The 21,359-nt window shown below is 38.7% G+C and carries 17 protein-coding genes; 13 read left to right on the forward strand and 4 right to left on the reverse strand.

Annotated features, from left to right (window positions below):
* Nucleotides 1-60 precede the first annotated feature (60 nt).
* From ACYU0V_RS05100 to rapA, 6 genes are all read left to right on the forward strand, one after another.
* Complete coding sequence (locus tag ACYU0V_RS05100) at nt 61-444, forward strand: Mpo1-like protein (RefSeq protein ID WP_017387281.1); 384 nt, start codon at nt 61-63, stop codon at nt 442-444.
* 115 nt (nt 445-559) lie between these two features.
* Nucleotides 560-1,171: a thiamine phosphate synthase gene (gene thiE / locus ACYU0V_RS05105; RefSeq protein ID WP_046811675.1), complete on the forward strand. Its 612-nt coding sequence runs from the start codon at nt 560-562 to the stop codon at nt 1,169-1,171.
* A gap of 42 nt (nt 1,172-1,213) precedes the next feature.
* Nucleotides 1,214-2,512, forward strand: coding sequence for a glutamate-1-semialdehyde 2,1-aminomutase (hemL, locus tag ACYU0V_RS05110; RefSeq protein WP_016146072.1), 1,299 nt, complete (start codon nt 1,214-1,216; stop codon nt 2,510-2,512).
* 62 nt (nt 2,513-2,574) lie between these two features.
* Nucleotides 2,575-3,279, forward strand: coding sequence for an acyl carrier protein (locus ACYU0V_RS05115; RefSeq protein WP_461849291.1), 705 nt, complete (start codon nt 2,575-2,577; stop codon nt 3,277-3,279).
* A 132-nt stretch (nt 3,280-3,411) separates the two neighbouring features.
* On the forward strand, nt 3,412-4,050 hold the full coding sequence (locus tag ACYU0V_RS05120) for an RluA family pseudouridine synthase (RefSeq protein ID WP_005307342.1): 639 nt from the start codon (nt 3,412-3,414) through the stop codon (nt 4,048-4,050).
* 144 nt (nt 4,051-4,194) lie between these two features.
* Nucleotides 4,195-7,032 (forward strand): RNA polymerase-associated protein RapA, encoded by a 2,838-nt coding sequence (gene rapA, locus ACYU0V_RS05125; RefSeq protein WP_005073250.1) that lies wholly within the window; start codon nt 4,195-4,197, stop codon nt 7,030-7,032.
* Between the two features lie 57 nt (nt 7,033-7,089).
* Here the strand turns inward: rapA and ACYU0V_RS05130 are convergent, their stop codons facing one another.
* Both ACYU0V_RS05130 and fabR read right to left on the reverse strand, forming a co-directional pair.
* Nucleotides 7,090-8,106 carry an AI-2E family transporter gene (locus ACYU0V_RS05130; RefSeq protein WP_005067939.1) on the reverse strand — a complete coding sequence of 339 codons (1,017 nt, stop codon included), beginning with the start codon at nt 8,104-8,106 and terminating at the stop codon, nt 7,090-7,092.
* A 166-nt stretch (nt 8,107-8,272) separates the two neighbouring features.
* Entirely contained in the window at nt 8,273-8,968 is a 696-nt protein-coding gene (fabR, locus tag ACYU0V_RS05135) for an HTH-type transcriptional repressor FabR (protein ID WP_002118668.1), read from the reverse strand.
* A 140-nt stretch (nt 8,969-9,108) separates the two neighbouring features.
* Here fabR and ACYU0V_RS05140 point away from each other — a divergent pair, with 140 nt between their 5' ends.
* Together ACYU0V_RS05140 and ACYU0V_RS05145 are read left to right on the forward strand one after the other, a co-directional pair.
* A complete protein-coding gene (locus ACYU0V_RS05140) occupies nt 9,109-10,179 on the forward strand; it encodes a ferredoxin reductase (protein ID WP_461849295.1) in 1,071 nt (356 codons plus the stop codon).
* Nucleotides 10,180-10,191: 12 nt separating this feature from the next.
* Nucleotides 10,192-11,286 (forward strand): fatty acid desaturase family protein, encoded by a 1,095-nt coding sequence (locus tag ACYU0V_RS05145; RefSeq protein ID WP_002118415.1) that lies wholly within the window; start codon nt 10,192-10,194, stop codon nt 11,284-11,286.
* Nucleotides 11,287-11,335: 49 nt separating this feature from the next.
* Here ACYU0V_RS05145 and ACYU0V_RS05150 read toward each other — a convergent pair whose 3' ends face one another.
* A complete protein-coding gene (locus ACYU0V_RS05150; protein ID WP_461849296.1) occupies nt 11,336-12,037 on the reverse strand; it encodes an SIMPL domain-containing protein in 702 nt (233 codons plus the stop codon).
* Nucleotides 12,038-12,504: 467 nt separating this feature from the next.
* Here ACYU0V_RS05150 and ACYU0V_RS05155 point away from each other — a divergent pair, with 467 nt between their 5' ends.
* From ACYU0V_RS05155 to ACYU0V_RS05165, 3 genes are all read left to right on the forward strand, one after another.
* Nucleotides 12,505-13,878 (forward strand): diaminobutyrate--2-oxoglutarate transaminase, encoded by a 1,374-nt coding sequence (locus tag ACYU0V_RS05155; protein WP_002118718.1) that lies wholly within the window; start codon nt 12,505-12,507, stop codon nt 13,876-13,878.
* A 2-nt stretch (nt 13,879-13,880) separates the two neighbouring features.
* Entirely contained in the window at nt 13,881-15,413 is a 1,533-nt protein-coding gene (locus tag ACYU0V_RS05160; protein WP_057062827.1) for a pyridoxal phosphate-dependent decarboxylase family protein, read from the forward strand.
* 286 nt (nt 15,414-15,699) lie between these two features.
* Nucleotides 15,700-17,130 carry an aldehyde dehydrogenase family protein gene (locus ACYU0V_RS05165; RefSeq protein ID WP_461849298.1) on the forward strand — a complete coding sequence of 477 codons (1,431 nt, stop codon included), beginning with the start codon at nt 15,700-15,702 and terminating at the stop codon, nt 17,128-17,130.
* A 71-nt stretch (nt 17,131-17,201) separates the two neighbouring features.
* Here ACYU0V_RS05165 and ACYU0V_RS05170 read toward each other — a convergent pair whose 3' ends face one another.
* Entirely contained in the window at nt 17,202-17,687 is a 486-nt protein-coding gene (locus tag ACYU0V_RS05170) for an Lrp/AsnC family transcriptional regulator (protein ID WP_004700117.1), read from the reverse strand.
* Between the two features lie 134 nt (nt 17,688-17,821).
* On the opposite strand from ACYU0V_RS05170, the gene ACYU0V_RS05175 reads away from it, so the two are divergent.
* Nucleotides 17,822-19,543, forward strand: a complete 1,722-nt coding sequence (locus tag ACYU0V_RS05175; RefSeq protein WP_199975848.1) for an alpha-keto acid decarboxylase family protein — start codon at nt 17,822-17,824, stop codon at nt 19,541-19,543.
* Nucleotides 19,544-19,683: 140 nt separating this feature from the next.
* On the forward strand, nt 19,684-21,063 hold the full coding sequence (locus ACYU0V_RS05180; RefSeq protein ID WP_461849300.1) for an amino acid permease: 1,380 nt from the start codon (nt 19,684-19,686) through the stop codon (nt 21,061-21,063).
* Nucleotides 21,064-21,359 lie beyond the last annotated feature (296 nt).

A 21,359-nucleotide genomic window follows, 5' to 3' on the forward strand; every position in this document is an offset into this window, starting at 1 on the left:
GCTACACTTTTATTTAGGTGTACAATCAGGTGACGTTTTGATCAAATAAAAATCAGGAAGATGATCGTGAATGCACCAGTGAACTTTAGCCATGAAGCTCAGCCAGAGTTTGAATTGCCGATTAAAAACTATCAGGAATTTTATCGTTTTTATTTAACTGAACACCGTAACATCATGAGCAGACGTTTGCATGTGGTGGGCAGTAGCATTGGTCTATACTTTTTTTCAAAAGCAGTCCGTAAGAAACAAGCCAAATATGTACTCTATGGTTTGGTAGCGGGTTATGCAAATGCTTGGGTTGGACATTTTGTGTTTGAAAAAAATAAGCCTGCCAGTTTTAAACAGCCTTTCTATAGCTTTATTTCTGATTGGCGAATGCTGTCTGACGTAGCGACTGGTCGATTAAGTTTGATTGACCGTAAGCACGATAAAATTCCGAGCTAATATTTATATCTATTCTAAATATACCGATTGGTACTGGTAAGCCTATATCAATCGGTACTTATGATGTCCTATAAATCCGTTATACTAGCGAAGTTTTTTAAAGCGAGAGTAGAGTATGCGCGGTTTATATCTCATTACCAACGATGACCCAATCCAACTATTATTAGAAAAACTAGATGCCGCACTCGCAACTCGTCAGGTCGCAATTTTACAGTACCGCCGTAAGAAAATAGACAAAGCAGACCAACCCGCAGAAGTCGAGAAAATCAAACTTTTATGTGAAAAATATCAGGTTCCTTTTGTCATTAATGACGACCTAAAACTGGCTGCTCAGTTTGGATTAGGTGTGCATTTAGGTCAAAGTGATGGTGAAATTACCGATGCAAAATCGCAATTACCAGAAGGCGTGATTATTGGCCGTACTTGCCTAAACTCCTTAGAACTTGCACAAAAAGCAATTACAGATGGCGCGACTTATATTGCATTTGGTGCGGTCTATGCGACCTCTACAAAACCAGAAGCAGGTAATGTAGGTATCGAAGTAATTAAGCAAGCAGCAGCCCAATATGATTTACCAATTTGTGCGATTGGTGGTTTAACGGTTGAAAACTCACAACCTGTGATTGAGGCTGGGGCTGACCTGTGTGCAGTCATTAGTGATATATTAGGCCGATCAACTGCTGAAATTCCTGCCCGTGTACAGGCGTGGGCACAATTATTTTCTTAAGCTTTCAAAATTATTTTTTAGATATTTAAGACGAGCATTTCCATGAGTTTATCTCCAAAGCAAGAACAGTTATTTAAACAAGCCAGCAAACACATTCCAGGTGGTGTGAACTCTCCGGTACGTGCCTTTAATGGCGTTGGAGGAACACCGGTTTTCATCGAGAAAGCAAAAGGTGCTTATTTATGGGATGTGGATGGTAAGCGTTATGTTGACTATGTTGGTTCTTGGGGACCAATGATTTTAGGTCATGCTCATCCAGAGATTATTAAGGCTGTACAAACAGCAGCAGAAGATGGCTTAAGTTTTGGTGCACCAACCGTACACGAAACAACACTGGCAGATATTATCTGTGAAATCATGCCATCAATTGAATTGGTGCGTATGACTAACTCGGGTACAGAAGCGACCATGACCGCTATTCGTTTAGCGCGTGGTTATACTGGCCGTGACAAAATCGTGAAGTTTGAGGGTTGTTACCACGGCCACTCAGACTCACTTTTAGTAAAAGCAGGTTCAGGTTTACTGACTTTAGGTGAAGGTGAACCGACTTCGAAAGGTGTTCCTGTTGATTTTGCTAAACATACTTTAACGCTGCCGTATAATGATATTGCTGCATTAAAAGAATGCTTTGCTAAGTTCGGCCATGAAATTGCGGGTGTTATTATTGAACCAGTCGCGGGTAACATGAATATGGTGAAACCAATCGACGGTTTCTTACAAGCCATTCGTGATATTTGTGATGAATATAAATCTGTATTCATTATTGATGAAGTGATGACAGGCTTCCGTGTTGCTTTAGGCGGTGCGCAATCAGTTTATAATGTTAAACCTGATTTAACGACTTTAGGTAAAATTATTGGTGCAGGTCTGCCTGTTGGTGCATTTGGTGGTAAGCGTGAAATCATGGAATGCATCGCACCTTTAGGTGGTGTATACCAAGCAGGTACATTATCTGGTAACCCACTTGCTATGCGTGCTGGTATTGAAATGTTTAAACATTTACGCCAACCTGACTTTTACAGCAAATTATCTGCTCAACTTGAAAAGTTACTTGCAGGCTTACAAGCTGCAGCTGATGAAGCGGGTATTCCATTTAAGACTCAGCAAGCTGGCGCAATGTTCGGTCTTTACTTTACCGACCAAGAAGACATTACAAGCTTTGACTCTATGTTGGCATGTGATATTGAAGCTTTCAAAAAGTTCTTCCATGGTATGTTAAAACGTGGCGTAAACTTGGCACCTTCAGCATTTGAAGCAGGCTTTATTTCATCTGCACACTCTGATGAAGATATAGAATTTACGATTCAGGCTGCAAAAGAAACATTCGCTGAAATGAAGTAAGCAAAAAAGCCCGTGTTAAACGGGCTTTTTAATTTGAGCTATTTTTATATTTGTAGAGAACAATGTTTTATCCCTTACCTCGAAAAATCCAATTAGCAGCAAATACTTCAAATTGGTCAATTGAGTCAGCGCAAAGTATTTTGCTCATGGTTGGGCTCAATGAGCTTAAACTACGACCAGATTGGTCTGAGCAACCATTGGCGAACCATTTGGAATTGTTGAGTAAGCGCGCTCAATCACTCGAAATTCCAATTATTTTTATTGATACATCTCAGCTTCAACAAACGATGTTGGAGCTTGGTCAGCGTTTGTCATCAAATACTAAAGCTCAAGTTATGATGGCAGGTGATTTATCTCCTCTGTTTAAACAAGTCATGCAGCTTGTTTTATCGATTACAGATCAGGTCAGTGTTGTAAATGATGCGATCTTGGCGGCTAATCTAGAGCAGCATATCCAATGGATTGAAAAGATCAGTTTTGACCATATAAAACATCTAAATACGCAGAGCTTAATACGCTTATGGTCTTTAAGTGCGCCGTCCTCCTATATCTTGTCAGATAAAGGAATTTTATTGGCAATTGCTGAACAGGTAGGGCGACATCCTATGGAGATCCATCCTGAAATTGATTTAAGAAACTACGGATTAGATCAGTCTGCTGTGAATTATCTAGTCGATCTATGGCGTGCAAATGGTGCGAGCTTAAGCGCTGAAGAGATAATGCAAACACCGACATTGCAACATATTATGCAGTTATTGAAGCCTTGACTGACTATAGACCTCAAGTGATCCATAATATTTGCAAATTCTGCTGTTAATTTACCCGAACGGCATTGTAATTCGGACGTAAGCTTTTTATTATTGCCCGCTTGTTTTTCATCTTACCTTGGGAATACAACTTTGAGTGATTTTCTAAGTGAACATCTGATCTATCGTGATGATGATTTTATGGTGATTCATAAACCTTCGGACATCTTGAGTGTTCCTGGTAAAGGTGATTTACATGATAGCGTTTTGACAAGGTTGGTTGCGATTGAACCTAAAACTTTGCTCATTCATCGACTAGACCGAGATACTTCAGGTATTTTAGTATTTGGTTTATCGAAGCGCGGTCAAAGTGCGATTGCACGTCAATTTCAAGATCGTCAGACTTCAAAAATATATGAAGCGCTTGTCGCAGGGCATTTAGAGGGTGAGGGGACTGTAGATATTCCTGTCATCTATGACCCAAGCCGACCACCTTTACATATTGTCGACGCTTCTCACAACAAGCCTGCTTTAACACATTGGCAGGCCATAGAACATTTTCAGATTCAGGGACAGCCTGTAACTCGTGTGAAATTAACACCAATTACGGGCCGATCTCATCAACTCCGTGTACATATGCAATATCTTGGGCATCCAATTGTAGGTGACACGCTGTATGCAACACCGGAGCAACAACTTGTTCCGCGTTTATGTTTGCATGCCAAACAGTTAAGTTTTAATCATCCTGTCACAGCAGAAACATTAACTTTTGACTGTCCTGTACCGTTTTAATGTAAAAAATTTAATGCGTGATTTTTTGTAGCAAAGCGATTTAATTGGTTTTTGCTTCAAAATTTTGCTTTAAAGACTACATAAAAAGATGCAAAAATAAGCTAATTTGCATCGTACAATATGTAGTGCGAACTTGAGAGAAAGGTGGAAAAATTGCAGCAGTATGCTATTGGTCAACGTTGGCTATCAGACACAGAAACTGAGCTCGGTTTAGGTGTACTTATTGATGTAGATGAAAGATCTGTCAGCATTTTATTCCCCAAAAGTGATGAGACACGTGTATATGCACGTAATAATGCTCCACTATCTCGTATCATCTTCAATACGAATGATGAAGTTCAAGATCAAGAAGGCCAGAAGTGGATCGTTGAATCTGTTGAAGATCGTCATGGCGTTTTGCGTTACAACGTTGTTCGTACTTTAGAAAATGGCGAGCAAGAGCGTAAAGCACTCAATGAAACTCGTATTGGTGCGCAAATTCAATTATCTAAACCTTTAGATCGTTTGCTTGCAAGTCAAGTTGATTATAAAGAGTGGTATGACCTGCGTATTGAAGCGATGTTGATGCAAGCGCAAATGCAGACCAGCCCTCTACGTGGTATGGTCGGTGCCCGTGTTGGTTTGATTCCTCATCAGCTTTATATCGCACATGAAGTTGGTAAACGTTTTGCACCTCGTGTTTTACTTGCCGATGAAGTTGGTTTAGGTAAAACAATTGAAGCTGGTTTAATTATCCACCAACAGCTTAAAACTGGTCGTTCAGAACGAATTCTGATTTTAGTCCCTGATTCTCTTCAGTATCAGTGGATGATTGAAATGCGCCGTCGTTTTAACTTGCAATTCTCTCTGTTTGATTTAACACGTACCGCATCTATTAAAGAACATGATCCGGAACTTAATCCGTTCTTGACTGAGCAATGCATTATTGCCAGCGTTGACTTAATGGTTGACCATGATGATTTGCGTGAGCAAGCCATAGAAGCTGGTTTTGATTTGCTCGTAGTCGATGAAGCACATCATTTGATGTGGAGCGAAGAAGAAGGCGGTAATGATCGCTATGATTTAATTGAAGAGCTCGCTGAAAATACAGCAGGGGTACTATTACTCACTGCAACACCTGAACAATTAGGTGTAGAAAGTCATTTCGCTCGCTTACGCTTACTTGATCCACAGCGTTTTAGTAGTTTAGAGCGTTTCTTAGATGAAGAGACTCAATATCAGCAGACTGCAAAAATTGCTGAAGTACTCATGTCTGATCAAGCTCTAACACCAGAGCATTTATCTGCTTTAGAAGGTTTGTTAGGTCACAGCATTGAAGACCAGCCAGATCAACGCTTTAGAGCAATTCACGAATTATTAGACCGTCACGGTACTGGACGTATTTTATTCCGTAATACACGTGAAGCTATTCAGGGCTTCCCAGGTCGTGATTGTCAGCCAGCACCATTACCAGCACCAGAAGATTGGTCAAAAGATGGCAAACTGCGTGAGCAAATGTGGCCTGAAGAAGCACAAATTGATGGTTCATGGATGCAAAATGATCCGCGTGTGCCATGGTTAATGGAAATTTTACGCAAAGATCTTAAGCATAAAAAAGTGCTTTTAATTGCGCGTAGCGGACCAGTAGTTGAATCTTTAGAAAATGTATTGCGTTTGCATGCAGGCATTCGTACCGCAATGTTCCATGAGGGCATGAGCTTACTAGAGCGTGACCAAGCAGCTGCTTATTTTGCTGAAGAAAGCTATGGTGCGCAGATTCTACTGTGTTCGGAAATTGGTTCGGAAGGCCGTAATTTCCAATTCGCCAGTGATCTAATTTTATTTGATCTACCAGCTAACCCAGATGTTTTAGAGCAACGTATCGGCCGTCTAGACCGTATTGGGCAAGAAAACCGTATTCAAATTCATGTGCCATACCTTGTGGGAACAGCTCAAGAGCGTATGTTCCGTTGGTATAATGAAGCTCTGAATATTTTCAGCAATATTTCTCCAACAGCACAAACGCTGCAAGAGAACTTTATTGTTGAGTTAAAAGACTGTTTACTTGCAGACCAAGGTCAAACATTTGAAGATTTGCTTGAAGAGGTGAATGTTCAACGTCAAGCCTTGGAAGCTGAACTTCAAGCCGGCCGAGATCGTTTACTTGAATATAATTCATGTCGTCCTATTGTGGCACAAGAAATTGTTCAAGCTCTTGAAGACTATGATGACAATACTACGCTACCAATGTTTGTGAAGCGTTTCATGTCATCAACCAATATCGACTTTGATGAGCAAAGTAATGGTACGGTGATTATTAAACCGACCGACCAAATGCAAGTGCAAGGTTTGGCATTAGACGAAGAAGGTATGACAGCAACTTTCTATCGTGATCAAGCTCAGCTTCGTGAAGATGCTCAATATTTAACTTTAGAGCATCCATTCATTGAAAGTGTTATGGAAATGATCCGTACACAATCGTTTGGTAGTACCAATGTTGCTGTACTCAAATCTAACGCTTTAAAGCAGGGTTCAGTATTAATTGAAGTCTGGTTTAAAGTAGATGTTGTTGCACCTAAATCTTTGAACTTGCCATCAAGCTTGCCGAAACAGCTTATCCGTGTATTGTTAAGTGAAAATGGTCAGGACTTATCTGAAAAGATTGATCCAACAATTTTAAAACCTTATTTGCACCATTTAGATGGCAATAGCTGCCGTCAAGTAGTTAAAGCCCGCCGTGATATCATTGAGCAGCGCTATAAACAAGCGTTAGAGATTGCGAAAGTTGATTTACCGCAGCTTCAGCAACAAGCAAAGGAACATTATGGCAATAAATGGCAATATGAAATTGACCGTTTAACTTATCTCAAACAGTTCAACCCAAGTATTCGTCAAGACGAAATTGAACGTTTACAGAAACTGCAAAAAGAAGGCTTGAGCTTACTTGATGGTTTAACTGTTACACCAGAAGCAATTCAAGTGTTAGTTGTGGTTAAACCGTAACTTACTCAAAATGAAAAAAGCGCCGAGAGGGCGCTTTTTTTATACATCGATTTTGAGTTAGATGAGACCAGCGTCTTTTAATTCTAGCTTTAAATAAGCATAAAAAATTGGAGCTGCGATTAAACCGCCTAAGCCAAAAATTGACTCAAATACTAGCATTGCTAATAAAATCTCCCATGCATTTGCATTGATTTTATGCCCAATAATTTTAGCATTAATAAAATATTCAAGTTTATGGACCAGAACAAGATAAAGTAATGCTGCTCCTGCTAGTCCTAGAGAAATTGTAAGAGCTGCAATAAACGTTAAAGTGTTTGAAAGTAGATTCCCTAAAATTGGAATGAGACCAAACATAAAGGTCAAAATAGTTAAAGTTTTGGCAAAAGGAAGGTGAACTCCCCAAAGTGGCAACAAAATAAAGGCGAATAAAATAAAGAGCAGGGTGTTAATGGCTGAAATTTTTATTTGGGCAAAAACAACATTTTTAAATGAAATTGATAATTTTTGAATACGCTGAATAAGCAGTGACTTAAAAACAGGCTGAGGCGTACGGCGATGAAAACCATGTATTGCTACCAAAATACCAATAATTAATCCCATGACCATGGTCACGAAGTTATGCAAAATATCGGAACTGGTGTTTTTTAGTGTGGTGACGTTATCTTTCATAAATGCAAAGATTTCGTCTTTTAGATCTGTCACGCTATCAGGAATATAACCTGGAAGATACTTTGTGATCTCTGCTTGTAAATGAAGTAAGGTTTGATCAACCTTGCTATTAATACTATGTAATCCGACACCTTTTAGATCGTATACAACGAAACTAATCAGACTGGTAATGAAAAAACCAATAAGTGAAATGGTGACAATACTGAGTAAAATACTAATAAAAATACGGGCTCTTTGGCCATCAATATAACGTTCTACAACCGAACTTAAACTAATAATAATTTCATAAATGAGAAAGCCTGCAAAAAAACTTGCTAATAGATGTAATGGGATAACCGAAAGCAAAAAGATGCCCATAAGAATGTAGCTTGCAATCAGACTTTGACGATTATTCAAATTTTGCATGTTGATCCCTGAGATCGTTGGGAATATAGGAGAAAGAGCAAACGGAATGATTATTTATACTCTGGCAAGCTATTCGCTTCAATCAGTGAATTATATTTTTATTGGAAAATAGAGGAGTTAGATGTAAAAATGGCCTGTTCATCAACAAGCCATTCATTAGATCATTTTAGCGAATTTTTGCTTCATCTAGATGACGTGCGCCTTCTAATATCATCCGAATCATAATCATGGTTTGTTCAGCAACTTCTGCACGTTGATTAATCGGTAAATCAATCACTTTGGCACCCATGTGAAACACAAGTTGAGTAATTGCTTTTGCAACAAGGTCTGGGTGATACAGGTGATTGTTATTTAATCGTTCAAGACGAATTAAATCTTCTTGTAGCTCTTGCTGAAAAAAGTTGAGCTGGCGGTCTACGGCAGCCTTATAAGAAGCAGAACCTGTAAAACTTTCACGTAGTAATAAACTTAAATTACCTTCATCGGCATCGAGTTGTTGAAGGAAAATATCGACGGAACTACGAATAATACTTTCTTGTAAAGAAGCACGTAGGCGAGCCTGACGGATAATTTTACGTAAAACGATACCTGCGCGGTCAATTAGAGAAATTGCTAATTCATCGATATCTTTAAAATGTCGATAGAAACTATTTGGGGCAATTCCTGCTTCTCGAGCTACTTCACGTAAACTCAATGAAGCAATACTTTTTTGCGGACCAATAAGGTTTAAAGCGGCCTGAAAAAGTTCTTCTTTAGTAATTGTCGCTTTTCTTCCAACAGAACGCGTAGCTGTTTTAATTTCAATGACATCTTGTTGTTGAGGTGTGTCATTCAGGTTCTGAGAAAGTGAAGATTGGGTCATGCTGTTCAATATATTTGTAAACTCTCAGGATTATAGCCTTAGAAGCTGAACTTGTGAAATTGTAATTAAAAGTACGGGTGTATATACAAATATATATACATGTGTATAATAATTAAAAAAGAGCGACTGAGCCTTCAATTATGCAAGCAATCGAAAAGAGAAATTCTCTATTCAATTCATTGACACAAGCCATCTTTGATAAAGAAATGGCTAATTTCTGGCTACAAAAAGTTAATCCTTTATGGTCTGTAAAACATGGCCTTGTTCAAATTGTAAAAAAAGAATTTGTCGCTCACGACATGGTGAGCCTGACGCTAAAATGTAACCGCTTAGTGAAAATGGGCGTTGCAGGCCAGCATCATCCTGTGATTGTAGAAATTGCTGGTCGTCGCTATGAACGTACTTATAGTTTGACGCAAATAGATGCGCAGCACTTACGTTTAACCGTAAAAAAAGTTGCTGATGGTATCGTGAGTAACTGGTTTATTTCTGAAAGCAAAATCGGTGATGTTTTTGAGCTTGGTCAACCTTATGGTGACATGCAACAAAACATCAAAACATCGAATTTAATTATGTTGGCTGCGGGTAGTGGTATTACCCCAATGTTGAGCCTAATTACTGCGATTAAACAAAGCCAGCAGTTAGATAAAGTTCAGGTACAACTTTTATATTGGGTAAAGCAGCGTTCAGATGCAGCTTTTGTTGAGTACTTTGAAAAAGTTGCGCAGCAATATCCGAACTTTAATTATCAGGTTTTCTATACACAAGAAACCCCAAATGATGAGCGTTTAAATGCAGAGCATTTAGCATTAGTTGATGATGTAGAAAACAGCACAATTTATGCGTGTGGACCTTCTGGTTTTGTGGCGACTGTTGAGCAACTTTTTGAAAAAGCTCCAGCCGTTTTAACAGAAGCATTTAGCTTAACAAATGAAAGCTCTGCTGATGATATTGGTTATGTGAATGTCACATTAACCCAGTCTAATAAGGTTATTGCAATTCCTAAAGGCCAGTCAATTCTGGTTAGCCTTGAACATGAAGGTCTTAAACCAACTCATGGTTGCCGTATGGGAATTTGTAATAAATGTGTTTGTAATAAATCACAAGGTTCAACACGTAATTTACTTAACGGTAGTGAAAACACTGAACCAAGCCAATTACTCAAAATTTGTGTGAACTCAGCACAATCCGATCTAGTTATTGATCTTTAAGAGAGAACTCTTATGAATATGCCAGTGAAAGTCGAATATTTTAAAAATCCTAAAAATCGAGATTTGACTCCAGCAGAACTTGATGCATTTGCAAAAGAGCTCGATCAGATCAAGCAAGAGGTATTGGATGATTTGGGTGAGAAAGATGCTAAATATATCCGCCGTGTTTATGCTGCGATTCGTTATAGTAGCTTTTTAGGTCGTGCATGTTTGTTTGCAGGCTGGTTCCCACCAGCGTGGATTTTAGGAACAGGCCTATTAGGCTTCTCTAAAATTATGGAAAACATGGAACTCGGTCATAACGTGATGCACGGTCAATATGACTGGATGAACGATCCTAAATTTAATGGTCAAACTTACGAGTGGGATACTGTCGGTACTTCTGATAACTGGCGCCAAACTCATAACTATAAACATCACACCTATACCAACATTAAAGGTATTGATGATGACATCGGTTACGGTTTACTTCGTTTATTCCCAGAGCAACGCTGGAAGCCGGGTTTCTTACTTCAACCTGTTTATAGCATCCCATTCTGTTTATTGTTCCAATGGGGCGTAGCTATTCAGAATCTTGAAATTGGACGTGTCCTTTATAAACGTAAGAGCATGGCAAAATTCTTGGAAGAGTTAAAACCTGTTAATAAAAAGATTGGAAAACAACTTTTTAAAGACTATGTTTTCTTCCCTTTAATTGCAGGTCCAGCAGCTTTACCTGTATTCACTGGTAATTTGGTTGCAAATGGTCTTCGTAATATCTGGACGTTTACGATTATTTTCTGTGGTCACTTCACAAAAGATGCAGAAGTATTTCCAAAGTCTGTTTTACAAGAAGAAAGCCGTGGTCACTGGTATATGCGCCAGATTCGTGGTTCTTCTAACTTGAAAGGTTCAGAAGCATTACATATTTTAAGCGGACATTTGAGCCATCAGATTGAGCACCATTTATTTCCAGATATTCCAGCGCGTCGTTATCGCCAAATGGCTCCAAAAGTGGAAGCTGTATGTAAAAAATATGGCCTAAATTATAACAACGCAAGTCTGGCTAAACAGTTTGGACAGGTGGTAGGCCGTATCTTTAAATATGCTTTACCTTTTAAAAAATAAGTCAAAAAAAAGCCCTGATGAGTTCAGGGCTTTTTTTTAGACAAACAAATTATTTAAACTGAATTGAACCGTTTGCATTTACAGTAATTTTAGACTCACCAGCTGCCATGTCTTGAGCTGGTGCAGCTTCGGCCATAGCAAATTTAGCCATGCTGGCACGCATTACAGGTTGTGGGAAATAGTTATTTGTGTTCAGGTTTAGAGTGACCAAACTATATTGGTTTTTATTCCAAGCTTGGGTCAACATTTGAGCACGTTGTTGGAAGTTTTTAGATGCTTCTACCATTAACTCATTTTCAACTTTTTTACGTTGTTCATCAGAAACCGTAAAATTAATCGATTGAGTTTGGAAGTTTTGCTGTAATTCGTTTACTAACTGGCTAGCAGCTTTAAAGTCTTTACTTTCAAGACGGATTTCAGCACGGCCACGCCATTCTTTTAACTTATTGCTATCGTTATCGTAAATTGGGTAAGTACTTTGAGCACCAGTTTCCACTTTTACTTGAGGATATTTACGAGAAACGCTAAGCGCTTGATTCATCAATTGATTAATTTGGTTTGAAAGCTCGGCTGGTTGTTTGTTACTTTTTTCAATATATAAAGTTGCATGCATTTCGTCGTTTGAAACTTGGCGAGAAGCTTCCGCTTGTACATTTACAATATTGTAGTTCAAAGCATTGTCATCCTGAGCAAAAACTAAAGGGCTAAGGAGAGAACCTAAAAGAAGGGTAGAGACGGCTAAAGTACGCATAAATTTTTCCTTTAAAAATTAATATAAATTTAATTTTTTTCATTAGGAAATGTTAAACATAACTTATGCATAACTTTTGCAGATTTTGTGGCGTATTTGTAATATTCAGATCAGGTTTTTTTAAATTTTGGTAAATATAAAGTCTTTAAAAATTAAAAGCTTAAAATTAAAGTGTTTCAATGTAACTTAAAAAATCAAAGTAATATAAAAAAAGAATATTTTCTTTAGGTTGTCACATAGTATGATGATAATTCATCATAACTATTGGGATGATACATTTTTTCAATAAGATTAGATGAGTAAAGTACATAAAAGACGTTTTTTTTCTTGTAAAATTAGGTATCATCGCGCTCCTAGTTACAAGATATAAAATAAGTGTCTTTACTAGTTCTATAAAGCACCGAGTCAAAGGACCAATCGTCACCAGACTTATTTCTTTCTACCCCTATCAGAGATGGTAATCCGATATGAGCGTTACTTCCGTTAACCCTGCCACTAATGCTACTAACGAATATTATTTGACTCGCCAAAGTCAAATGGAATCAAATGTTCGTAGCTATCCACGTAAATTACCGTTAGCGATAGCGAAAGCACAAGGATGCTGGGTTACTGATGTTGAAGGTACACAGTACCTTGATTGTTTAGCTGGGGCAGGTACATTGGCTTTAGGTCATAATCATCCTGCGGTGATTCAAAGTATTCAAGATACATTGGCAAGTGGTTTGCCATTGCATACTTTAGACTTAACCACACCTTTAAAAGATGCATTCACTGAAGCATTGTTAGCATATTTACCTGGTGGTAAAGAAGAATATTGCTTGCAGTTCTGTGGTCCTGCTGGTGCAGACGCAACTGAAGCAGCAATTAAACTTGCTAAGACTTACACTGGCCGTAGTTCAGTGATCAGTTTCTCAGGCGGTTATCATGGTATGACCCATGGTGCGCTTGCTATGACTGGTAACTTAAGTGCAAAAAATGCAGTTAACGGTTTAATGCCAGGCGTACAATTCATGCCATATCCGCATGAATACCGCTGCCCACTTGGTTTAGGTGGTGAAGCTGGTGTTGACGCTTTAACTTACTACTTTGAAAACTTTATTGAAGATGTAGAAAGCGGTGTAACAAAACCGGCTGCTGTGATTCTTGAAGCGATTCAAGGTGAAGGCGGCGTAGTTACAGCTCCAGTAAAATGGTTGCAAAAAATCCGTGAAGTGACTGAAAAGCACAACATCGTTTTAATTTTAGACGAAGTTCAAGCTGGCTTTGCACGTTCAGGCAAAATGTTTGCATTTGAACATGCAGGTATTGAACCTGATGTTGTTGTAATGTCTAAAGCAGTAGGTGGTGGTTTACCACTTGCAGTATTAGGTATTAAACGTAAATTTGATGCTTGGCAGCCTGCTGGTCACACGGGTACTTTCCGTGGTAACCAACTTGCTATGGGTACTGGTCTTGTCGTATTAAAAACGATTAGCGAACAAAATCTTGCTCAAAATGCGCAAGAGCGTGGTGACTTCTTACAAGCTGAATTTAAAAAATTAGCTCAAGAATTCCCATGTATCGGTAACGTACGTGGTCGCGGTTTAATGATCGGTGTTGAGATCGTTGACGAGCGTAAACCAGCTGATCGTATTGGTTCACATCCTGCTGATTCACAATTAGCTGCTGCGATTCAAACTGCTTGTTTCAACAATAAATTATTGCTTGAAAAAGGTGGTCGTAATGGTACGGTAATTCGTTTACTTTGCCCGTTAATCATTACTCAAGACGAATGTGTTGAAGTAGTTGCTCGCTTTAAGAAAGCAATTGCAGAAGCATTGGTTGCAGTACGAGGCGCATAAGTATGGTGGATTTTGCAGAACATCGTAAAGCGTTACTCTGCAATGATGCACAATCCATTGCTGACTATGAGTCAGCAATGGGCGAAGCGGTAAAAGCCGTTTCAGCATGGTTGCAAAATGAAAAGATGTACACTGGCGGTAGTATTAAAGAATTGCGTTCAGCAATTTCTTTCCAACCTTCAAAAGAGGGTATGGGTGTACAAGAATCTCTTCAACGTATGATTGAGCTTTTCTTGAATAAAAGCTTGAAAGTACACCATCCACATTCATTAGCACACTTACACTGCCCAACCATGGTGATGAGCCAGATTGCGGAAGTGTTAATCAATGCAACTAACCAATCTATGGACTCATGGGATCAAAGCCCGGCTGGTTCATTAATGGAAGTTCAGCTCATTGATTGGTTGCGTCAAAAAGTAGGTTATGGTTCTGGCCAGGCTGGTGTTTTCACTTCTGGCGGTACTCAATCTAACTTGATGGGTGTATTGCTTGCTCGTGACTGGTGCATCTCGAAAAACTGGAAAGACGAAAATGGTAATCCATGGTCTGTACAGCGTGATGGTATTCCTGCCGATGCAATGAAAAACGTCAAAGTCATTTGTTCTGAAAATGCACATTTCTCTGTGCAAAAGAACATGGCAATGATGGGCATGGGCTTCCAGTCAGTTGTGACTGTTCCTGTGAATGAAAATGCACAAATGGATGTAGATGCTCTCGAAAAAACGATGGCGCATCTTCAGTCTGAAGGTAAAGTCGTTGCTTGTGTCGTTGCGACAGCAGGTACTACAGATGCCGGTGCAATTGATCCATTGAAGAAAATCCGTGAAATTACCAATAAATATGGTTCATGGATGCATATCGATGCGGCATGGGGCGGTGCATTAATTCTTTCAAATGACTATCGTGCAATGCTTGATGGTATTGAGTTGTCTGACTCAATTACTCTCGACTTCCATAAGCATTATTTCCAAAGTATTAGCTGTGGCGCGTTCTTGTTAAAAGACGAAGCGAACTATCGTTTCATGCACTACGAAGCTGAATACTTGAACTCTGCTTATGACGAAGAGCACGGTGTACCAAACCTTGTGTCTAAGTCATTACAAACGACTCGTCGTTTTGATGCATTGAAATTGTGGATGACAATTGAATCACTAGGTGAAGACCTTTATGGTTCAATGATTGACCATGGTGTAAAACTTACTCGTGAAGTTGCAGATTACATCAAGGCAACTGATGGTTTAGAGCTTTTAGTTGAACCACAATTCGCTTCGGTATTGTTCCGCGTTGTGCCACAAGGCTACCCAGTTGAGTTTATCGATAGCTTAAACCAAAACGTAGCAGACGAATTGTTTGCACGTGGTGAAGCAAATATCGGTGTAACAAAAGTTGGTAATGTACAGTCATTGAAGATGACAACATTAAGCCCTGTTGTGACATTCGAAAACGTTAAAAACCTTTTAGGTCAAGTATTGGCTGAAGCTGAACGCATTAAAGATGCAATTGCTTCTGGTAACTATGTACCACCAATTGACTAATTGAGTTGATAATAAAAAAAGCTCGGTTCATTACCGAGCTTTTTTTATTACAGATTATTTTTATTTAAAATGTGTATGACAAGAAGAGTGTATGCACAAATCATGCATATTTTCAAAAAACAAAAATAATTATGCATGATTTATGGGAAGCAAATTTCTTATTGTATTGGTATGTCCCCAATATTTTGGTCACATTGTTATATCAATATCGTACTTACTTTAAATAATCCCGCTTTAACTGAAAAAAGTAAGTGGCTGTAATTACAATTAAGACAAGGAAGAAGAAATGCAACAAGCGAATATGCTCAATGAGTTTAAACTCATTATTGGCGGTCAACTTTGTTCAGGTGAACAAGGTGAGCTAGAAATTCTTAACCCTGCTACTGGCTTAACTGCTGCACGTTGTGCAAAAGCATCGGTTGCACAGGTAAATCAAGCAGTGAGTGTAGCTAAACAGGCATCTAAAGCTTGGCAACAAGTCTCGCACGATGAACGTAAATCAATTTTAAATAAAATTGCTGACGGTATTGAAAAGCATGCTGAAATGCTTGCAGAGTTGGTTGTGCTTGAACAAGGTAAGCCACTGGCACTTGCACAAATGGAAGTGCAGGGTGCAATTGGCTGGACTCGCTATGCGGCTGCTATGGATTTACCTGTAGAAGTAATTGAAGATAGTGAAACCAAGCGTATTGAGCGCCATCGCCAACCATTAGGTGTAGTGGCTTCAATTACACCATGGAACTGGCCACTGATGATTGCGGTTTGGCATATCATGCCTGCATTGCGTGCGGGTAACGTTGTGATTAGCAAACCTTCTGAATACACACCACTCTCAACTTTACGTTTATGTGAAATCATTCAGCAAGAGGTCCCTGTTGGTGTTATTTCAATTGTGGTTGGTGCTGGCGAGATTGGCGAAGCATTATCTTCTCATCCAGATGTACAAAAAGTTGTATTTACGGGTTCAACTCGAACAGGCCAGCACATTATGGCGGGTGCAGCTCAGCAGCTAAAACACTTAACTTTAGAACTTGGTGGTAATGACGCTGGTATTGTATTGCCAGATGCAAATATCGATGAAATTGCAGCAAAGATTTTTAATATGGCATTTTTAAACGCTGGTCAAACATGTGCAGCCTTAAAGCGCTTATATGTGCATGAAAGCCAGTATGAAGCTTTATCTCAAAAGTTAGCTGATATTGCCAACGCTCAAGTTGTAGGTGATGGTATGGCGTCTTCTACAACATTTGGTCCAGTACAAAACAAAATGCAATATAACAAAGTGAAAGCACTTATTGCCGATGCCATTTCTCAAGGAGCAAAAGCACTTTCTGGGCAACAGCAGCTACCAGAGCAGGGCTACTTTATTGCACCAACTATTTTGACTGAAGTTTCTGATTCTTGCCGCGTGGTGCAAGAAGAACAGTTTGGCCCTGTGTTACCTGTTTTAAAATATACCGATATCAACGATGCAATTGCTCGTGCCAATGACAGTGAGTTTGGTTTGGGTGGTTCAATCTGGTCGTCAGATATTCAAGCCGCTCAGACTTACGCTAGTCAGCTTCAATGTGGTACTGTTTGGATTAATACCCATGCGGAGGTTCTGCCTCATGCACCTTTTGGTGGCTGGAAAATGTCTGGTCTAGGTGCTGAATTTGGTCTGGAAGGCTTGCTTGAAAATACGATTGGACAAACTGTCCATATTAGTAAAGTCTAAATATTCATTTTAAGGCGGATCTAGTATCCGCCTTTTTATTTTCACTTTTATGTTTGAAAAGCTGAGTTAGTTTATTGAGAGTGATGATAGCTCATGCTTTTAGGTTTGATTAAAAAATGATTCTGTTCTTTAATTTTTTTAAGAACGATGTAAGACTTTATGTGTCCAATAAAATTATAAGAAAGCAACCTTTCGGTCACAAATTGGGAAAGCTGTTCTAAGTTTTCTGCAACCACTTTTAAAATAAAATCCGCATCGCCACTAATTGAAAATGCATCCTGAATGTTGTCTTCAGCTTCAATGAGCTCTTGAAAAGCCTGCTGTGATTTTGCCTCGTGTGTTCTTAGATTAATATGTATCATCGCTGTAACTTCGAGTCCTAGTGCCTGCTGCTGGATGCGTGCTGTGTAGCCTAGAATAATACCTTTTTGCTCAAGTAGCTGCCTTCTTCTTGAACATTGCGAAGCAGATAAACCAATTAAATCTCCTATTTCCTGATTGGTGAGTCGTCCATTCTTTTGTAGTGCCTGAATGATTTGCCAGTCGAACTTATCCATTGCATAAAATCCTTTTATGATACACAAATCATGTATTTTTATTAAAATGCGTTTTCATTATGCACGAAATCTAAAAGATAGATGAAATATTATTTTTCTATGGAATAAAAATTGGTCTCAAAGGATATAGAGCAATGTTCATAGAAATCGGTGACTTTTTAAATCTTCGTTTAAAACAAATGGGTATCCAACATCTCTTTGGTGTACCTGGTGATTTTAACCTCTCATATCTAGAACAAGTTGAAGCAGACCCACAACTCGAATTTATTGGAAATTGTAATGAATTAAATGCTGCCTATGCAGCAGATGGCTATGCACGAATTAACGGTTTTTCTGCCTTGGCAACTACTTATGGTGTAGGTGACTTAAGTGCGATTAATGGCATCGCAGGTGCCTATGCAGAAAATGTACCTCTTATTCATATCTCAGGTATTCCGCCTTTACATGCGGTTCAAAAGGGCACACTAATACACCACACGCTTGTCGATGGTAACTACGACAATATTATGAACTGTATGAAAGAGTTCACAGTTGCCCAAACACGTTTAACTCCAGCAAATGCAGCTTTTGAAATTGACCGTGTATTACGCCAGTGTTTCCTTGAACGCCGTCCTGTACACATTCAACTACCAGGCGATATTACTCACGTTAAAATTGAAGTATCTGAGCGTCCGCTTGACTTAAGCTACCCAGCTGTTGAACCTGAATTATTGCAGAGTGTGGTAAGCAAACTTTGTGACATTATTGCAAATGCTCAAAGCCCAGCACTTCTTATTGATAATGAAGCTTCAGTTTTTGGTGTAACTTCACTTTTAAATGATTTGTCTCAAAAATGCTCAATTCCATTTGCAGGGATGAATACTGCAAAAAATATTATGGATGAAGGCTCACCTCGTTACATTGGAACTTATGTGGGTGGGGCAAGCCAACCGCATGTGAAAAATATCATTGAACAATCTGACTGTTTAATTGGTGTTGGCGCACGCTTTACCGATGTAGGCTCCGCTGTATTTACTCATCAAATTGAGACCAAGAACTACATCGAAATTAAATCTTATGGCCTAAATATTTTTGGTCAGGATTTTCCGGGTATTGAAATTGGACAATTACTTGTCGAGCTAAATAAAAAAGTTGCGCCACGTAAATCGACAATACCTCTTCTTGAAAAACAACCACAGAAAGTAATTGAAGCTCCAGCTCAGCAAAAGCTAAGCCAAGATGTGCTTTGGAATTACATTTCAGGGTTTTTAAAAGAAGATGATGTGATTATTGGTGAAGTGGGGACATCAAACTCTGCTTTGTCAGGAATAAAACTTCCTGCCACAGCTAAATATATTGCTCAGCCGCTTTGGGGTTCTATTGGCTACACCTTACCGGCTTTGCTTGGTAGTTTGTTGGCTGCTCCTGAACGTCGTCAAATTCTATTTATTGGTGATGGTTCATTCCAGCTTACGGTACAAGAGCTTTCTACGATTATTCGTCATGGTTTAAAACCAATTATTTTCTTGCTGAACAACGGCGGCTACACCATTGAACGTTTAATTATGGGTGAAAACGCTGCCTATAACGATGTGCAAAACTGGAAATACACTGAAATTCCAGCGGTATTTAACGGTAAAAAAGGCCATACAACTTATGTGGTTGAGACTGCTGGACAGCTGAAGAGCGTTTTAGACAACGTTCAGCAAAATGATCAATTAACCTTTATTGAATTGAAACTACCAGCAATGGATGCACCGGTAAGTTTGAAAAAATTTGCTTCTGTGATTGCTCGTTTTGACTACGGTGATCGCGGTTACGAAATTTTAAAGGAGCGTTCCCAACCGATTAAATGTAAGGATGCAATCTCTTTTTAAATAGAAGACAGGACAAGTCTTCTCAAAAATTAAATGGACTCATATTAAAGCTACTTATTTCCGAAGGTCGGGTTCTGGCCTTCGGATATGGTGCTGAATAAAGGTGTACAGGAAGTGACACCAACATTGGAGATAATGTTATGGATGCAAACAATAAGCACGAGTTAAAACAAGGCTTATCCAATCGGCATATTCAACTCATCGCACTCGGAGGGGCGATTGGTACAGGATTATTCTTAGGTCTTTCACAAACAATTAAATTGGCTGGTCCTTCAATTTTATTAGGATATGCAATTGCAGGAATTATTGCCTTTTTAATTATGCGCCATTTAGGTGAAATGGTTGTTGAAGAGCCGGTCAGTGGTTCTTTTAGTTATTTTGCGAACAAATATTGGGGCAAAATGGCGGGTTTTATGTCTGGCTGGAACTATTGGGTATTATATGTACTCGTCAGTATGGCTGAATTGAGTGCGATTGGGACGTTTATACAGTTTTGGTGGCCTGAAATTCCGACATGGCTGACTGCTTTATTTTTCTTTATTTTAATTAACGGCATTAACTTGGTAAATGTTCGCTTTTTTGGGGAATCCGAGTTCTTATTTTCCTGCATTAAAATTGTTGCCATTTTAAGCATGATTGGTTTCGGTGCTTATCTTTTACTTTCAGGCTCAGCAGGTCCGCAAGCGGGTGTTGCAAATTTATGGCAACACGGTGGTTTCTTCCCGCACGGGATTCACGGTTTTGTCATGGCTTTAGCTGTCATTATGTTTGCATTTGGCGGATTGGAATTAATTGGTATTGCTGCAGCTGAAACGAAGAAACCTGAAACGACTATTCCTAAAGCAGTAAATCAGATTGTGTACCGTATTTTAATTTTTTATATCGGTGCAATCGGTATTCTTTTATGTCTTTATCCATGGAACATGGTGGCAGAAGGCGGCAGTCCATTTGTTATGATTTTCCAGTCACTCAATAGTAACGGTGTTGCGAACGTTCTGAACTTTGTGGTCTTGATTGCTGCTATTTCAGTTTATAACAGCTGTATCTATTGTAATAGCCGTATGTTGCATGGTTTGGCAGAGCAGGGTAATGCTCCTGCAATTTTGAAAAAAGTAAACCGTCGCGGTATTCCGGTTCCAGCAGCAGTTGTTTCTGCATCTATTACAGCAATATGTGTGGTCGTGAATTATCTGATTCCTGGTCAAGCTTTTCAGCTCTTCATGATGCTTGTGGTGGCTGCACTTGTCATTAACTGGCTCATGATTTCAGTGACGCATTTGAAATTTACTAAAGCAATGAAATTGCAAAAACGTCAAACTAAGTTCCAAAGTATTATGAGTCCATGGAGTAATTACTTAACCATTAGCTTTGTATGCTTTATTCTTATTATTATGGCAATGACTCCAGATATGAGATTGGCAGTTATTTTAGGACCAATCTGGCTTGCTGTTTTAGCTGTGATGTACTTCTTAAAATATCGTAAAAAAATAGTTGTTCTGCCAGAAGTACAATCGAATTGATCCTTTAAATTGACAATGATATTGCGGTTATCAGCCTTAAGGTTGGTAACCCTTTATCTCTTGTCATATTATTTTCATGTTACAAAGAAATTGTTTTTTTCTAGAAATTTTTAATAATAATTTTAATGACAGAAAATATTTAAATAATAAAATTAATAAATCACTAAATTACCGTTTTTTAATATATTTATAATACATTTTGTTTTTATATTTTATAAAAAATAAAAATTTAATATTTTTAGTTAATGTCATAATATAGATTGATAGAGAGGGTAAAATAATCTCTATATTTAAAA

The organism is Acinetobacter sp. X9, from assembly GCF_054889255.1.

What these genes read in the sequence shown, in the direction of transcription:
- ACYU0V_RS05165 (WP_461849298.1), top strand. Translation starts at nt 15,700, where the DNA reads ATGCAACAAGCGAATATGCTCAATGAGTTTAAACTCATTATTGGCGGT.
- ACYU0V_RS05130 (WP_005067939.1), bottom strand. Translation starts at nt 8,106, where the DNA reads ATGCAAAATTTGAATAATCGTCAAAGTCTGATTGCAAGCTACATTCTT.
- ACYU0V_RS05160 (WP_057062827.1), top strand. Translation starts at nt 13,881, where the DNA reads ATGGTGGATTTTGCAGAACATCGTAAAGCGTTACTCTGCAATGATGCA.
- ACYU0V_RS05115 (WP_461849291.1), top strand. Translation starts at nt 2,575, where the DNA reads ATGTTTTATCCCTTACCTCGAAAAATCCAATTAGCAGCAAATACTTCA.
- hemL (WP_016146072.1), top strand. Translation starts at nt 1,214, where the DNA reads ATGAGTTTATCTCCAAAGCAAGAACAGTTATTTAAACAAGCCAGCAAA.
- ACYU0V_RS05150 (WP_461849296.1), bottom strand. Translation starts at nt 12,037, where the DNA reads ATGCGTACTTTAGCCGTCTCTACCCTTCTTTTAGGTTCTCTCCTTAGC.
- ACYU0V_RS05175 (WP_199975848.1), top strand. Translation starts at nt 17,822, where the DNA reads ATGTTCATAGAAATCGGTGACTTTTTAAATCTTCGTTTAAAACAAATG.
- ACYU0V_RS05170 (WP_004700117.1), bottom strand. Translation starts at nt 17,687, where the DNA reads ATGGATAAGTTCGACTGGCAAATCATTCAGGCACTACAAAAGAATGGA.
- ACYU0V_RS05145 (WP_002118415.1), top strand. Translation starts at nt 10,192, where the DNA reads ATGAATATGCCAGTGAAAGTCGAATATTTTAAAAATCCTAAAAATCGA.
- ACYU0V_RS05100 (WP_017387281.1), top strand. Translation starts at nt 61, where the DNA reads ATGATCGTGAATGCACCAGTGAACTTTAGCCATGAAGCTCAGCCAGAG.
- fabR (WP_002118668.1), bottom strand. Translation starts at nt 8,968, where the DNA reads ATGACCCAATCTTCACTTTCTCAGAACCTGAATGACACACCTCAACAA.
- ACYU0V_RS05155 (WP_002118718.1), top strand. Translation starts at nt 12,505, where the DNA reads ATGAGCGTTACTTCCGTTAACCCTGCCACTAATGCTACTAACGAATAT.
- ACYU0V_RS05140 (WP_461849295.1), top strand. Translation starts at nt 9,109, where the DNA reads ATGCAAGCAATCGAAAAGAGAAATTCTCTATTCAATTCATTGACACAA.
- thiE (WP_046811675.1), top strand. Translation starts at nt 560, where the DNA reads ATGCGCGGTTTATATCTCATTACCAACGATGACCCAATCCAACTATTA.
- ACYU0V_RS05180 (WP_461849300.1), top strand. Translation starts at nt 19,684, where the DNA reads ATGGATGCAAACAATAAGCACGAGTTAAAACAAGGCTTATCCAATCGG.